Below are 13,056 nucleotides of genomic sequence, written 5' to 3' on the forward strand. Positions count from 1 at the left end.
GAGGCTCAGGGCAGGCGTTTCAGAGCGTTACTTCATCATTCCACCTGTCAGATTATCAGTTCTCCTAATAATCAAACTTTTTCGTTCTTTTATTAGTGCCTTAGCTTTTCACTAAGGAACGAGTCGCACAAAGGTTTTGTCCAAAATTCATAAAAATGTTCTCCTCTCTATATTCAATGAATTTGTATTTGAGTTATTTTTTTGTTGTTATCACGTCCTGTTCTTTTACTGACTGTTGCTTCAAAATCTGCTTGTGTCGGTCTGTCAGTTTCGCATGGTCGAGAATGTCTTTTACAACCTGCGTCTGGTTGATTTCATCAAGTTTAATCGCAACCTTTAAGGTCGGGGCAACTTGATGAGATAGCCAGTTCAGCGTCCTTTGGAAGGAGTAAGGCTCTGGTTTTGTGGTTAGTTTTAATCGTTCACGATTGTTCCCAATAAACCAAGCCCATTCTTCATTCAGTTTCCAATCAGAACGAGGTTTGGAATCGTCTTTATCTACAAAACGGATATACCGATTGATAATTTTAAAGGCGGTATGCTCTGGATTGTCATAGACGAGTAAATCACGGACTGCATAATAGGCACGCTCATTTTTCAATCGAATCTCAAAACGGTTTTTTACTTCTGCGTCTTCAATGGGAATATCATTTTTCTTGTACTGCTCGTAGTCCTTTTCATAGATACAGAAATAAACTTCACTTTGTAATGAACCGATATAGAGGGTGTTTCCCATACATTCCTTTTCCTCTTTGCGTACCAGTTCGCCACTGCGATAGCTTTTAAAACTGCGGAAGACGGAGATACATTCTTCCTGTTGGCACTTTTCAGTGAGTACAGGGATATTTAAAATCCCTGTCTTATCGTTAATGGCAAGGTCAAGGCGTTTCATCACACCGCCAGCCACCAAAACGTCCATAAAGAACTCATACCAGCTTCTTTGTTGTGCCAGAAGATAGCTTTCAAATTGTCTGCACCCACGACCTTTCAATTCCACCAGAACTCCTTTGTCCAGTTCATGGGAGCAAAGGACGAATATGTCGCCTAAAGCATAATGCTCTGAATAAGAATAGAAACCATAGTCCTCATGAAGAAAATAGGACAGTTTCAGTTGTAAGATGTTTTCGACCACCTGCTGTACGTCTGTTGTCGGAAAGCGAATTCTTACATAATCAAACAGCATTTCAAGGGGAGCGTCGGGATTGAAGCGTTCCAGAGCTTCCCAAAGGGACTGCTGTAAATCCTCTGATGGCTTGACTTTTCCTGTTTCAATATCGCTTAGATACTGCCTTGTAATACCAGTCGCAACAGCTAAACGGTTTTGAGATAGTCCATAAGCCAAGCGTTTTTCTTTTAAATGCTGTAACCAAGTTTGTTCATTCAGTAAAAATCCCTCCAATCAAAAAGGCGTATGTCAACTTTTAAAGCCCATTTGACATACGCTGAAATTTTGTAAATCCCTTGTAACCAAAGGATTTTCTAATGTTTTTTTGACTGTTTCCTGTCGATTTGTACCCCCCTGTTAGATACGGGGGGGTAAGTGCTGGCGTGGCTATTGCCACACCAGCCAGCAAGATCAGTCCACACCTGCGACTTCCGCTTCGCACGTCGCCTGCGTGGACTGTCTGCTGTTGGATAACTTTTTAATTTCCTCCAAGAAATCATATCCTTTTGGTACAAGGGGAGTATAAAACTCTGATATGACACTTGTTCCTACATCAACATAGCCACGACCTTTGATTCGCTTTAAGAAGAAATCCTTTTGTACGTCACTGCCAAACATCATGCCATAGCCCATTTCAGACATACGACCTAAAGCCACTCTGAAATTAAACTGATCACGGATTCCGTCGCCTAAATATTTTGCGTCTGGACGTTGACAAGCCAGTATTAGAAAGAAGCCAGCTTGACGACCTAACATGACAATCTGTTTCAGCTTATTCATAACTGCGGTGTTTTCTTTTGTTCCCAGCATTTCCATGAAAGCGACGTATTCATCAAAGATTAAGAAGTGTGCCGGGAGACCTAAGTAAGCATAATTTTTGCCAGTCTTATAGTTCTTCATCTGCTTCATTTCCTCACTACGTTTCATCATTTCTTCATAGAATGTTTCAATGCAAGAAAGCAAGTCTTCTTTTCTATAGTAGACATTTGCCATCACAGAACCTAAGTCCGCAAGATCAGCATTTTTCGGGTCAAGAATATACAGTTTTGAATCTGTATGAAGCAAGGCTTCAATCAGTGTCAGTATAAAGTAAGTTTTACCGCCACCTGTACCACCAGCAATCAACATATGAGGGAGCTTATCATATTCCCACCATACGTTTTTCATTAAGCGAAGTTTACCATCTTTAGCTTCTACTTCATCAATAGAAATACGACTGGCTATGGTGTCATAGAGCAAAGTATATTCCACATAGGAATCCTTTAACTCTTTATCCGTCAGCTCACAGTACAAGCCACTCTCTAATTTCTTTTCCAAGTGTAAGAGTTGGTCTTGATATTTTCCCAGCGTGATTTCCACCCGTATCTGTATCAAGCCATTTTTAAGTCGATAATACATTTTAGGGAAGTAGGTTATCTTTTCCTTTGTACGACCAGCACTATCTTTAAAGAAACCCTCTGTTTTGACCTGTTCAGATTCATACCACTTGTTTTCAAGTATCATCTTTGCCAGTTTTTGACGGTGGTAAAGTTGTTTAACCGTATCATAGCGAACCCGTTTGAATACAAACGCTACCAGCAAGCAGATAAGAATTGCGACACTGAAACTGATAATTAAATAGGGAATGTCAATCTTATCTGCTTGTGATAGGTTAAAATCCTGCCAGTTGATCTGCTGGATTGTCTTCACATGAAACAGTCCGACAACCAGCAGGAAAACAGGCAGGAGTGACGCTATCGTAAAATGAAAGACTAAATCTTTACCAGATGGGCGAATCCTTTTACCACGCTGTTTCATGCGAAAAAGTCTCCTTTCTACCTAGCGACTATTTGTCTTGTGTCGGTTCTTTCTTTGCTTGTGGTTGAGCTTTGAATGAACTAGAATCCTTTGTCAGCACAATATCGTCTGCCTTGATATACCAGTCAACATCTGCTCCTTGATAGGTGGCAGTAGCAACGGTGTCCGCAATGGGATTGATAAGTTCCACCCGTGCGTTATAATCAAACTCTTTCAAAGGCACGCTGGCAGGAATACTTACTTGAATCATGCGTCCTTGTCCTTTGGATTTTAAGTCATAGGTACGTTCCTTGATTTCATCTGAAACCGACCCGTCTTCATTTTGGATTCTCACTTCACGACGTAGAGCAGAGAATTTCAATTCTCCAAAAGTCGTGTCTTTATCTAATACAATGCCATTTGCTAATCTCATCATTTTTCCTCTCTTTCTTTATTCTTTTATCATGTCGTCAGCATGTAAAAGGTAATTTGTAAAACCACGAGTGCCGATTTTGTAGCCCTCTGCGGTAATACGTGGATTGACTAACTTCACACGTTCCTCAAAGCCGAAATGTTTTTCGCCAGCTTCAGCAGGAAGCACCACCACAATATCATCTGCTCTTTGAACATCAGAATAGAGATTATAGCTTCTTGATAAGACAGTTAGCCGTCCGTTGATTCTTCGCTGAACGACTTTATCCTCGCCAGCAAATTCTAAATTGCCGAATGTTTTTTCCATGTTGGGAATCACAAATTTAAGTTCCATATTTTTACCTATCCTTTCTTTTTTATTGGCTGAATGAATGTTTGATGGTCTTAAAGAGTGGGGAACGACCTTTTGATTCTTGATTTTTTGTTTTCATAAGTTCACTTCCTTTCAAAATCGGGTAAAAAAATAGACACCTCATTTTTTGAAGTGTCTACCTATTAAATATTCAAATTTTATTGGAAGTATCTTTATATCTTCACTTTTCAAGGATAAATCGTCGTATCAAAGCTCATTCATAAGTAGTAAATTAGTAGTAAATTGAGTGGTTTTGACCTTGATAAAGTGTGATAAGTCCAGTTTTTATGCGGATAACTAGATTTTTATGCTATTTTTCAACATAAAAAAAGTCCTAGCTATGTCAAATGAACCCTGTTAAATTGGGCATAAGAAAAAAGACATTCTAGGTTTCTATTATACAGCGTCCATGTTGATTATAAAGGACCTCATTTTCATGGCAATACTCATTGAATTTAGCTTCTCGCTTTTGTATGTTGAATAATCTTCAGAAATGAAAAAAGTCAGCTTTTTGCCGACTTATCGTTTTGCGCGAAAAGTAAATTTTGCCTTATCACAACGGACATAGCTTTCAGTGTATTCTACTACATTCCCTTTTGCATCTTTGCCAATGTATTCAAAATAATACAATGGATGACCTTCCGCTATCTTCATCAATCGGGCTTCCGGTTGCACTGCTTTTAAAATCGTCAGCCGCTGAGAAAATACTACCGGTCGATGACCTTTGCTCTCCATGTAATCGTATAAAGACACATGCTCAAAATTATAAGTATCAATATCTTTAAACAAATGATAAGGAACATAACAGTACTCTAAAGCAAAGGATTCTGTTCCGATATTACGTAAACGATGCAATACATAAACATCTTCATTCTTTAAAATATGCAGTTTATTGGCTAAATAGCCACGTGAAGATATGACACCCTTTTCCAAAATTTGATTCATCAAAGGTATTCCACTGTCTTTAATAACAGCACCTAATCCTCGACTGGATTCAGATAAATTATCATAAAAAGTTACCTTTTGTGTTTTCTTTTGCGCGACAAATGTTCCCTTACCATGAATTCGATATAATATATTAGCTTCCACCAAAGAATTAATAGCGTTTTTTACCGTCATTCGGTTTACACCATAAGTATCTGCCATCTCTCTTTCACTGGGAATCTTTTCCCCGGGAAGATATTCCCCATCCTCAATGCGTTTCATGATGATTTCCTTCAACTGCATATAAAGCGGCATCCGATAGTCCATACATCACATCCTCCTAATTAACATAAACAAAGCGTTCCATCTTCATCAGACTTTCTGTATACTCAATCTGACGATTTTTAGTATCGTACACCAAGCCCTGTTGCAACACTAGTTGTTCACCTTTTGCTACCTGCAACGACATTGCCGCAAAATCATCAGCAGTACTGACAAGAATTTCCTGTTCACTATGATCAATATGAATATCATAAGCAGTTTCCAATATTACATACAATGCTTGTTCTTGTAAATCGTAATGTTCAAGATCAGGTACGATCTCAATAGGAATGTACGTTGTCTCCAAAGAAATCGGCTCATCATCTACATAACGTAAACGCTGAAGTTCATATACTTTAGTTCCTAAAGGCAAACGCATATGCGCAGATAAATATTTATTCAATTCCATTTTTGACAAGTGTAATAATTTCATTTTCATTTTCAGACCTTGTTGAAAAATTGCTTCACTGGTCGATTCTAAATGGAAGACATTCTTTTCTACTCGTAGTTTGTTGACATAATACCCGCTGCGTTGTTTTGAAACTATGATTCCTTCTTGTAAAAGAATCCGCAATCCACTGCGAAGGGTTAATCGCTGAACATTTAATTTCTCACAAAGATCTCGTTCACTAGGCAGTTTATCTCCCTCTTTCAGATTCTCTTGTTCTATCATGTTTTTGAGTTCATTGGCAATCATGATACTCAATGTCAAGATTTTCATATGCTTTCCTTTCTGCTGCGGTATACAACCTCTTTCATGCATAATTATACCAAATTAACAAAGAAATAGATAGGGAAAACTGTTTTTTCATATTTTACTGAAATACTTATATATGCATTTATTTAAGTAAAAAAAGGGAATACTCATTTTTTTGAGTTATTCCCTAATGTACTTTTATAAAGAAAGCGATTTTCCATCGCAAAGATGCGCGGAGTAAAGCCTCCTGGCTCTATTGGTGCCAATGCCTTTTCCATTGACTGCATACGTGCATCCATATTATCCAGCAAGTACAGCATTTCCGCTTCTGGAATCATTGGTAACACCGGAGATCCATAAGCGTATTGTCCATGATGAGCAAGGATCATATGTCGCAGCAACAGCACCTCTTCCCCTGTATAACCAAGCTGTTTTGCTTTTTCTTCCACTTTGCTTTGCATAATACTGATATGTCCCAACAATTTGCCTTCTTTGGTATAATCCGTCACAACCGCTCCGCTTAATTCAATCAGTTTTCCGATATCATGTAAGATCACTCCGGCAATCAACAGATCACGATTCAACAATGTGTATTGCTTGCATAAAGCATCCGCCATATGCAGCATGCCTAACACATGGGTTGCCAAGCCACTCACAAAATCATGATGATTTTTCATAGCTGCCGGATATGTATAAAAATCTTTTTCATAATCCGTGATAAACGCTTGTGTGATTGCATGAATGGCTTCATTTCGAATAGATGCTACATAAGCCGTAATTTCTTTTTGTAATTCATCTTTCGCAATTGGTCCACTCTTCACAAAGTTCCAAATATCATATTCTTCATCATTTACTTCTTCCATGTGATTTACACGAAACTGAAGCTGTTTTTGATGACATAAGACATCACCACTCACTTTAACCAACATTCCCGGTTTATAAGCATATAACAAGTTCTCTGGAACATTCCAATATTTCGCATCCATGCTGCCTGTCTTATCTTGTAATTGAAAGGACAGATAGGGTGCTCCCTTCGCTGTGACGCCTTTATTTACCTGAAGTAGCAATACCGTGATTTCCCCACGAAAACCATCTTCAAGCTCTGCTAATGTTTTATTCATCTTGCCACTCCATTTCTTCTATTTTTGCTATTACATCTTCATGCCGAAAGCCCTTTTGTAGACAATATGCAATGACCTTATTGCGCAACTGAACACCCTGATAGCGCCTTGCATAATTACGCAACGCTTTTTGAATGGTCTTCGTTAATGCTTCGCTGTCATCGACACCGGAAAAATCAAGTTCTTCTGCGCTCGATCTTGCCAAATCACCATCAAAGCCCTGACGAATCAACTTTTGAATGATCGTTTGCTTTTTCATAGCAGCCGACTTATCTTTCACACTATTCATTAATTTTTCAGCCATTTTACGAGCCTTATCTGCTTCTTGTACATCATCAAAATTGTTTAACGCCTGATCAATGATCTCAGGATCAATTCCCTTATTTAACAAGGTACGTCGAATCTTCCCTTTCCCGGTCAATGAAAACTGCATGCTATCCAAGCGATCCAATACATAACGCTGATCATTGATATAGCCTTTTTCTTCTAATTCATTCAGCAATATTTCAACATCTTCTTTCCCTAAGCCTGGCAGACGATTAAAATACAACATCATTTCTTTGCGTGTATAATCCTTTATACGTAATTTGCGAATAGCAGCACGATAAGCTTCTAAACGAATTTCCTTATGTTGGAAATCCGCTACGGTATAACGATCCAACATTGTATGCAGACGAATCTTATAGGTGAAATAATCATCCAGTCGTATCAATATTTTAATTGGCTGATCTTCTTTATCGTTTTCCACATAAATGCGAACATAATCATCTAATGTCTTAATTTTTACGACTTCATATGCATCCTCAAAATCATCAATCGCCTGATAATAAACTGACATGACCTTAGAATAAAAAACCTTAGAATCGTATTTTACAATTTTTGCTTTTGCACGCTTGCGGAAAGCATCACGTTCATCTTGTGGTAAAGCAAAGAATGCTATTAGCTTGCGAGCAAATTCCTGCGGTGTATCAAATAAAAAGCCACTGTCGTTTTCGACAACAAGATCTTTTAAAACATCATCCCATCGAGCAAAAACCGGTAATTCACAAGCTAGCGCTTCGATATATGTCATGCCTTGTGTTTCCGTTAAGGATGCAGACACAAAGCAATCTGCACACGCATAATAATATGGTACTTCTTCTCTTGGCTTTTTATCAGTGAAAATCACATGGTTTTCTAAATGGTATTTTTTTACCATCGCTTGCAATTCATCCAGCTGTGGACCACCGCCAACAATCAGCAGCTTAATTTTAGGATCATCTATATAACGGAATCCTTCAATCGGAATATCCACACTTTTTTCTGGTGCAATGCGACCAACAAATGTAATCACATGATCATCATCGGCAATTCCATATTGATGCCGAATTTCCTTCACCTTCTCCATGTTAATGGATTCACGATTAAAGTTCTCAAAATTCAAGCCGGTAGGAATCACATAAATCGGTGTCTTAACACCATATTTCTGCAATGTCTCTTTTGTTTTCTCACTTGGTGATATAACTGCCTGTGCACTATCTGATATCGCTCTTGAAAAGGTTGATATCACTTTTTTTGATACCTTATCTACTTCATCGATATCAAAACGATTGATATAATGCGTATAATCCTCATACATGGTGTGATATGTCGTTACGACTGGAATATTCAAATATTTTGCCACGATGCGAGCAAACATGCCTACACCGAATTCCGTATGCACATGTATTACATCTAAATTCATTTTACGCACTTCATCACGTGCTGCAAAATGATATGGAGTAGACAACTTATACCCATACAGCCATTTTAATTCTAATCCAGGCAGGCGCAGTACATTGCCTTCTTTTTTCATGCGAGCTGCTTTATGATTGGTAATAACAAAAACATCATGACCGTTTTTTTCTAGTTCTTTTTGTAAAGTAACGATGCTGGATACAACTCCATTAATATCTGGTGTATATGTATCGGTGAATAAACCTATTCGCATACATCCGCCTCCTTTTCCTCTTTCATCCATTTTTCACTATCATATTTCCGTTTTAAGAACAAGAAGACGACAGCCCCCACCAGCATGACAACATGGTAGGTTGAAAAACGCCATAGGATCATAACGCCGCTTGCTAATGCTGCATGTTTTACTACGGATTGAAATAAAGCCGTAAAGACCAATTCTGTTCCTCCACTCGCCCCGGGTATGGGGATAAAGGCATTGGCCATTAAGACAAAACTGGAAAGTGCTAGACAATCAATAAAACGATCTGCCCCTACAGAAACCCCCATTGCTTTCATGATAAAGTAAGGCAATGTAAATTGTATCGTCATTCGTACTATATTCAATACAACCGCCTGTAAGATCATCTTTTTCTCATGCTGCATCTTTTTGATTTCTGTAGTGAAAGATTCCATCTGTGCCGTCCAGCTGCTTAATGTCTTCTCTTTATTTTTTACAATATGCAATTTTGCCAAAATCTTTACACAGCCTTGTGACAATCGCACATATAATCGAGGAAACAACGCCATTGTCCACAAGACACCAATCACACATACATTCACAAGATAACCCAATAAGATACCAAAAAACAATGGACCGATGATTGCCATAAAATGAGAAAAACGTGCCAGAAACAAAATGGTAACATACAGCATCATCGTTGTTTGATAGACAATAAAATCAGCCCATAAGATACTGGCACCATCACTGAATTTAATCCCCTGTTTCTTAAATATATACGCTTGCGCAAATTGTCCGCCGGTTGCACTAGGTGTGATACCACTGAAAAAGATACCTACAAAACCATTTGCGATACCTTGTAAAACGGTATAATCTTTTTTACTTCTTTTAGCAAATACTGCTAAGATCCAGCCTACCACACAGGCATAGGCAATTCCCCACAGCAAAATGATCACAAGCCAGTACCAGTGCATACCGCCGATCAGCGTCATGACCTCCTGATAATGATCCTTTAATGCAAACCATAAGGCAACAACGGTCAACCCAATGATCAGCAGGAAATTCAGGACATAACTCTTTACAGAATTTTTCATCTTAATCCCTCGCTTTTAAGACCGCTCAACAAATGCGATCAACAGCATATCGCTATCTTTTAAATAATGAACAACAAAGATATAAGATATGCCTTAAGCGCAAAACAGACAGTTATTACTGCTTATTTTTTCGCTTTCTTTTCTTCTTTGCGTCTTCTCAGCAGTTCCCCACTTTCTTGCTCTTGATAAACCCTTGTATAAAAGTCCTTCCAGATCTGCAAGACATTTTCTTTTGAATAATACTGACTGATATAAGCGGAATCCTCACTGCTTTGTTGATAAAACGCCGTATCCTTTTGTAATCGGTCAATCAACATCACAAAGTCTTCATTGGATTCCCCACATTGATATTTATGAAATAAAATATCCTCATATAATTCCAAATTACGTAAGACTAATGGGCGTTTTAAATTCACTGCTTCCAAGATGGACATAGGAAACAATTCATTATAAGATGGCATGAATAACAGATTGCTCATGTTATAAATATCATTCATTTCACTGCGTGGAATGATGCCTAAAAATTTCACATTTGCAGGTGGATTTTCAACGACTTTTTTCAGTTCTTCATAGCCATCGGTAATCTTTCCAAAAGAGAACCCACCACACCAAACGAATTGAATATGCGGTAATTTTTTAGCAACCTCAATAAAGTCCAGCACCCCTTTACGAGTCTGTACCTGACCAACGCCAATAACGACAAAAGCATCTTCCGTAATGCCATATTTCTTACGTATAGCGAAACGTTCTTCTTCACTTTTTTCATAAAAGTCTTCCTTGGACACATAATTGGGAATATATACCATCTTTTCTTTAGGTATATCATAAGTTTCCAATTCTTTCATAAACGTCGGATTTACAACAATCAGATAATCGGCTGTCTTATAGAAGCTTATAACATATTTTTTGAATACATGAAATAATGCCTTAGGCAATTGAATACTGCCATCTAAGGTATCAGGTAAAAAATGTACATAACATACATTAGCATTTTTATTATTTTTCATACGCAGATAATTCTGCGGTTCTATCGTATGAGAATGAACGATATCTGCTTTTTTCACACTGTTGATGCGAACATCGAACAGATCACTTGCGCCTTCGCTGACTAGTTTCACCTGTTCCAGATAAGCACTTCCTACTCCCTGGCCTTCCACTTTATCGGCATTGGAAAGCATATTAATGACAATTCGTTTATCCAATCTGATTCCCTCCTGTTATCGCAAGAAACAAAAAAAGTTAACCTTTTTCTGCTTTGACAGAAGTATTATATCATATTTTCCATATATGGAATAGATTGACTGCTAACAACTTTGTAAGAAAGCCTTAAGAAATCCTAAGAGTTGCATAGTGTCACCTTTGAAAAAATAACTATCTTACATATAGCGCAAAAGTTCATATACATGCTGATACGCTCGTTGCAAGCGACGATATAATGTGCTTTCTACGATATCTCCTTGATGCAGCATGATGATTCTGCGATCTAAGCCGCGGACATACATATCTAACAATAGATCTTTCTCTTGCTTGGGTAATTGTAAAATCGTTTGAAGCAATTGATATGCATGATGATCACGACTTTGTTTCTGCAGATGTCGCAAATTTCGTTGCTCCATTGCTTTTAAGACTGGCTCTTTCCTCTGTTTACAGTCATTTCGTAAATCTAAGACACTTCTTGTATAATGCAAATAATCCACAAGCTCATCTTCAATTTGCAGATGCCTGCCATCTTCCTCATATAAGACACTATGCAGCCGCAATTCTTCTGCATATCGTTGCAAAAACAGCATTTCTTTCTTAATTTGCTGTGTAATTTGTTTTTGTATATGTATCTTTTCCATGCCATACCTCCTACCATACTGTCATACGATAAAAAAAAGAGAAAAGCGTAAATTTTCTCCATTTTGTATATTTTAAATTTAATTTCTCTCTAATATCTTGAAGAATTCCGTTAAATCGTAGCCGCTGACAACGATTTCCGCTTGTCGACCATGTGTATTCCAAAGGATGGGATTTCCTTTAAAATCATAAGCATATCCATGCTGCATCTTAGCCATGATCATCGCTAGCATGACATCTCGCAAATTGCGCTTTGCGCAACAATACGCCATAGCTTCATAACGCATACAAGCCAGTATTGCAGCAGGACAGTTCCATCCATGCACTTGATCATCGATCACTTCATATCCCGCATCTTGCATTTTTTCTACCAACGCTTGAGGAACCCGCGCATTCTTAAACAGTAATTTGGGCATTGGCGGTTGCGAAGGAAAGGTCAATTTTTCACCCTGTTCATAAGTTTTTAAGGATGCCTGTTCATAATACATTGTTCCAGCATCCTCAACATAAGAATAGCAAACATCACGTGCTGGAAAATAAACAATTACAATAAGTGGCTCATGTTCTTGCAGCAAAGTCACACATATCGAATAGGTATCCGCCTGCTGAATGTAGGGCAGCGTACCATCAATTGGATCAATAATGAGGGTATATGCATGATCCTGCTTTGGATATAAGCGCAACGAGGGTGTATCCTCTTCCACATCTAAAGTTACCATATGACCAAGATAAGGATACACACTTTGTAACAGCATCTCCTGTACTAACTCATCCACCTTAGTTTTCGCTTCTCTCATTGCAAAATGTGCATCACTTTCTCGTTCTTCACGTTCAATGGTTTTCCCTTCGTTTTGAATATTGGCCTGTAAATTTCTTGCCACAACACCGGCTGCTTTTACTGTTTGAAATAAAATTGGTGCTATCGTATGCACATCCATCCTTACTCATCTCCCTATCTGCTATTTATGCTGTTTCTTAGCTAAATACCTTTTGCGCATTTGCAAACCGAACATCGCACTTAAAACATCAATGCCCACATCTTGAATTTATCCGCTTCTTCCAATTACAAACAAATGAAGAAAGAAGCGCTGTTGGTACAAATACACTGCATAAAAAAGCGAGTATCCACGCATGATGATATGTGTCTTCATGAAAACAACCCTAGTATTGCATCGTCAAGCTTGTATATTCACTCCTATTCACAGCCTTCCTAAAAAAACTGCACATCATCTCTAAATAAAGTTCCTTGTTGTGCATATTCCTAACCTCGTATTTTCTCCATGTATCATCTATTTAATAGTAACGAATACAAGGTGAAAATGCAATGGAACATCGCGTATTATTTACAAACATCTCGAAACTGAAGTTGTCATAGAAAAAGTAGGGAGATTACACGGTTGTG

General features: G+C 38.1%; 12 protein-coding genes. All 12 read right to left on the reverse strand.

All coding sequences use genetic code 11. From position 1 onward, the window contains the following. Window positions 1-193: 193 nt before the first annotated feature. Window positions 194-1,399, reverse strand: a complete 1,206-nt coding sequence (gene mobT, locus KJS44_RS09505) for a MobT family relaxase (protein WP_000398284.1) — start codon at window positions 1,397-1,399, stop codon at window positions 194-196. Between the two features lie 177 nt (window positions 1,400-1,576). Further along, window positions 1,577-2,962 carry an FtsK/SpoIIIE domain-containing protein gene (locus tag KJS44_RS09515; RefSeq protein WP_000813488.1) on the reverse strand — a complete coding sequence of 462 codons (1,386 nt, stop codon included), beginning with the start codon at window positions 2,960-2,962 and terminating at the stop codon, window positions 1,577-1,579. Window positions 2,963-2,990: 28 nt separating this feature from the next. After that, a complete protein-coding gene (locus KJS44_RS09520) occupies window positions 2,991-3,374 on the reverse strand; it encodes a YdcP family protein (protein WP_001234286.1) in 384 nt (127 codons plus the stop codon). 18 nt (window positions 3,375-3,392) lie between these two features. Beyond that, window positions 3,393-3,707, reverse strand: a complete 315-nt coding sequence (locus KJS44_RS09525) for a YdcP family protein (protein ID WP_000420682.1) — start codon at window positions 3,705-3,707, stop codon at window positions 3,393-3,395. A gap of 537 nt (window positions 3,708-4,244) precedes the next feature. Next, window positions 4,245-4,976, reverse strand: a complete 732-nt coding sequence (locus KJS44_RS09530) for a GntR family transcriptional regulator (RefSeq protein ID WP_008687630.1) — start codon at window positions 4,974-4,976, stop codon at window positions 4,245-4,247. Between the two features lie 13 nt (window positions 4,977-4,989). Then, on the reverse strand, window positions 4,990-5,691 hold the full coding sequence (locus tag KJS44_RS09535; protein ID WP_213540031.1) for a GntR family transcriptional regulator: 702 nt from the start codon (window positions 5,689-5,691) through the stop codon (window positions 4,990-4,992). A gap of 143 nt (window positions 5,692-5,834) precedes the next feature. Continuing rightward, complete coding sequence (locus KJS44_RS09540) at window positions 5,835-6,788, reverse strand: 3'-5' exoribonuclease YhaM family protein (RefSeq protein ID WP_008687627.1); 954 nt, start codon at window positions 6,786-6,788, stop codon at window positions 5,835-5,837. Next, the gene (locus tag KJS44_RS09545; RefSeq protein ID WP_008687625.1) at window positions 6,781-8,757 is read right to left on the reverse strand and encodes a RecX family transcriptional regulator; all 1,977 of its coding nucleotides are present in this window, start codon (window positions 8,755-8,757) and stop codon (window positions 6,781-6,783) included. Before KJS44_RS09545 ends, KJS44_RS09540 begins: the two co-directional genes overlap by 8 nt. Then, window positions 8,748-9,815, reverse strand: coding sequence for a lysylphosphatidylglycerol synthase transmembrane domain-containing protein (locus tag KJS44_RS09550; protein WP_008687624.1), 1,068 nt, complete (start codon window positions 9,813-9,815; stop codon window positions 8,748-8,750). Before KJS44_RS09550 ends, KJS44_RS09545 begins: the two co-directional genes overlap by 10 nt. A 122-nt stretch (window positions 9,816-9,937) precedes the next feature. Further along, window positions 9,938-11,017, reverse strand: a complete 1,080-nt coding sequence (locus tag KJS44_RS09555; RefSeq protein WP_008687622.1) for a glycosyltransferase family 4 protein — start codon at window positions 11,015-11,017, stop codon at window positions 9,938-9,940. Between the two features lie 174 nt (window positions 11,018-11,191). After that, window positions 11,192-11,656 carry a hypothetical protein gene (locus KJS44_RS09560; protein WP_008687620.1) on the reverse strand — a complete coding sequence of 155 codons (465 nt, stop codon included), beginning with the start codon at window positions 11,654-11,656 and terminating at the stop codon, window positions 11,192-11,194. Window positions 11,657-11,734: 78 nt separating this feature from the next. Continuing rightward, entirely contained in the window at window positions 11,735-12,592 is an 858-nt protein-coding gene (locus KJS44_RS09565; RefSeq protein WP_008687618.1) for an inositol monophosphatase family protein, read from the reverse strand. Window positions 12,593-13,056: the final 464 nt, after the last annotated feature.

This window comes from Longicatena caecimuris, assembly GCF_018406465.1.
Classification (GTDB): domain Bacteria; phylum Bacillota_I; class Bacilli_A; order Erysipelotrichales; family Erysipelotrichaceae; genus Longicatena; species Longicatena caecimuris.

Coding starts and splice junctions, on each gene's coding strand:
- KJS44_RS09550 (WP_008687624.1), bottom strand. CDS start 9,815: ATGAAAAATTCTGTAAAGAGTTATGTCCTGAATTTCCTGCTGATCATT.
- KJS44_RS09515 (WP_000813488.1), bottom strand. CDS start 2,962: ATGAAACAGCGTGGTAAAAGGATTCGCCCATCTGGTAAAGATTTAGTC.
- KJS44_RS09525 (WP_000420682.1), bottom strand. CDS start 3,707: ATGGAACTTAAATTTGTGATTCCCAACATGGAAAAAACATTCGGCAAT.
- KJS44_RS09565 (WP_008687618.1), bottom strand. CDS start 12,592: ATGGATGTGCATACGATAGCACCAATTTTATTTCAAACAGTAAAAGCA.
- KJS44_RS09530 (WP_008687630.1), bottom strand. CDS start 4,976: ATGGACTATCGGATGCCGCTTTATATGCAGTTGAAGGAAATCATCATG.
- KJS44_RS09540 (WP_008687627.1), bottom strand. CDS start 6,788: ATGAATAAAACATTAGCAGAGCTTGAAGATGGTTTTCGTGGGGAAATC.
- KJS44_RS09560 (WP_008687620.1), bottom strand. CDS start 11,656: ATGGAAAAGATACATATACAAAAACAAATTACACAGCAAATTAAGAAA.
- KJS44_RS09545 (WP_008687625.1), bottom strand. CDS start 8,757: ATGCGAATAGGTTTATTCACCGATACATATACACCAGATATTAATGGA.
- KJS44_RS09535 (WP_213540031.1), bottom strand. CDS start 5,691: ATGAAAATCTTGACATTGAGTATCATGATTGCCAATGAACTCAAAAAC.
- KJS44_RS09520 (WP_001234286.1), bottom strand. CDS start 3,374: ATGAGATTAGCAAATGGCATTGTATTAGATAAAGACACGACTTTTGGA.